The organism is Donghicola sp. XS_ASV15, assembly GCF_041224595.1.
Lineage (GTDB): Bacteria > Pseudomonadota > Alphaproteobacteria > Rhodobacterales > Rhodobacteraceae > Donghicola.
This window is the reverse complement of sequence record NZ_JBGFGN010000024.1, coordinates 1-2,209: the sequence shown is the minus strand read 5'-3', so window position 1 is coordinate 2,209 and position 2,209 is coordinate 1. Positions and strand designations below refer to the sequence as shown.

At 55.3% G+C, this 2,209-nt stretch carries 1 protein-coding gene and 1 pseudogene; one reads left to right on the top strand and one right to left on the bottom strand.

Annotated elements, in window-relative coordinates; all coding sequences use genetic code 11:
- Positions 1–239 precede the first annotated feature (239 nt).
- A pseudogene (locus AB9K37_RS00450) lies at positions 240–1,591 on the bottom strand (IS3 family transposase).
- 157 nt (positions 1,592–1,748) lie between these two features.
- Between AB9K37_RS00450 and AB9K37_RS00445 the strand changes: the two are divergent.
- Positions 1,749–2,021: a hypothetical protein gene (locus AB9K37_RS00445; RefSeq protein ID WP_369835101.1), complete on the top strand. Its 273-nt coding sequence runs from the start codon at positions 1,749–1,751 to the stop codon at positions 2,019–2,021.
- The last annotated feature ends 188 nt before the right edge of the window (positions 2,022–2,209 follow it).

Here is a 2,209-nt window from a genome sequence, read left to right as displayed (position 1 = left end):
GCACCTTCAAATACAAGTCCACGGTGTATATCCCCAAGCCCTCCCGAAATCCGAAAGGGCAAAAGTGGACGACTTTTACGCCGCCCGCGACAACACTATGCCGTCGCTACCGTGGCCGAGTATTGCTCCGCCGTTCACAATAAACATTGAACAGCTTCATCGCATATGTCCGTCGTCAGATGATTTGGGACATCAGAGCGGTTTCGTTATTGGAGGCTCTTTCTCGTCCTTGATTGAGTTTATGCGTTTTCAGTTTGGTGGCGCAAGCGCCGCTTGAGCATGGTCTTTCGGTTGATCTCCGCTCGCTGTTTGAGGATCTGCTGATCGCGCCCGAAGTAGACATCGGCTGGCGTCAGATTGCTGAGGCTCTCGTGGTAGCGCTTGTTGTTGTAATGGTCGACGAAGGCGGCGATCTGCCGTTTCAGGTCGCCAGGCAGGAAGTAATGTTCGAGCAAGACGCGGTTCTTCATGGTCTGGTGCCAGCGCTCGATCTTGCCCTAGGTCTGGGGATGATAGGGCGCGCCGCGGACATGCTTCATGCCCTTTTCATCGATGCAATCAACCAAGTCTCCCGCGATGTAAGACGAGCCGTTGTCGCTGAGCAGTCTGGGCTTGGCGACCACGGTTGCGCTGTCGCAGCCTGATGCTTGCAGCGCCAGATCAAGCGTTGCGATCACATCCTCAGCCTTCGTCGTCGCGCAAAGCTTCCAGGCGATGATGTAGCGGCTGTAGTAGTCGATGATTGTGCTGAGGTAGAACCAGCCCCACCCCAGCACCTTGAGGTAGGTGAACTCGGTTTGCCAGAGCTCGTTGGGGCGTGTCGTCTTATCCTTGAACTCATTGGCAGCCTTCATCACGATGTGGGCTGGTGCCGTGATCAGATCTTCTGCTTTCAGGATACGGTAAACCGATGACGCAGAGCCAAAATAATGCTTCTTATCAGTGTATTTCACCGCCAACTCTCGGGGTGTGAGATCCTCATGCTCAAGCGCGAACTCGACAATGTCCGCCCGGATCTCATCTGGGAGGCGGTTCCACACAGACCCGGGATGGGGGGCGGTATCGTCAAGCGCATCAAGCCCGCCCTCGGACCAGCGGTCATACCAACGATAATAGATCATGGGTGGGATGCCGAGTATAGTCAGCGTCTGACGGACGGGGAGATGTGAGGTTTCGACCGTGCGAATGATCTCCAGCTTTTCTGATGCAGGATACCTCATGCCTCGCATTCCCCATCCCCGACCGTGCTTTTTTTGACCAGACGGTTTTCCAGGGTCAGGTCAGCGACGACCTCCTTGAATGCCGCAGATTCCGAGCGCAGCTCCTTGACCTCAGGTGAGGTCGCTTGGCGGGCAGTATCCCCGGCCAGCCGTTGCCTGCTTGCTTCGAGAAATTCCTTCGACCAAGTGTAATACAGGCTCTTGCTGATGCCCTCACGGCGGCACAGAGCAGCAATGCTTTATTCCCCGCGCAGGCCTGCCAGCACGATCCTGATCTTTTCTTCGGAAGAATACTGTTTGCGCGTCTTGCGGTGGATGCCTTTGACCAGCTTGTCAGCCGCGTCCTTTGATGTTCCGGATCTCTTGTTCATCTTCGCTCCCTGGGGGATGCGATGAACCAGAAATCCTTCGTTATGAAAACCTCAAATCTGTCCCACGGGCGCTGACGTCAGACAGTAAAACAACACCTCTCCCCCGAGCGTCACGGACTGGCAAGGATATACCACCAAGTGGTACCGTTTCTTCTGGATGCCGACAGAAGAGTTGCGCACCGATGACGTTTTGCGCGCTCTGGATCGTGACCGCCTCATGGGCTGCCTTGGAAACTCTTTCCGGATCAGCTTTATCGTCGTTCCCATGTCATTGCTTTTGGGGCTGGCGGGCGCTGTGTTTCTGACCCGCTGGCAGTCGCGCTTTAATTCAGTGCTTTGGTGGGTGCTCTTGTCTCCGATGCTCGCGCCCGGAGTTGTGCTGGGTTTGTCATCTGTGGGTGGCTCCTGCATTGCAAGTGTTTTCTGGTGATTTCTGCGGTCATTTTCGTCAGTACCGTCGTCTGTCCGGCCTGTTTATGTTTTGGCATTGCCTCCACTGGCCCTGATGAGTTCCGCAAGCGAGGTTCCAATCGGCTTATCGACCTCAAGGGGCCGCTGCCATTCCCGGAGTGTCCTTGCTTTTGGTTGACTTAATTCCGCATCATCACTTCAACGTCT

Excerpts from the sequence above, each read along its gene's own strand:
- AB9K37_RS00445 (WP_369835101.1), top strand. The coding sequence starts at position 1,749 with ATGCCGACAGAAGAGTTGCGCACCGATGACGTTTTGCGCGCTCTGGAT.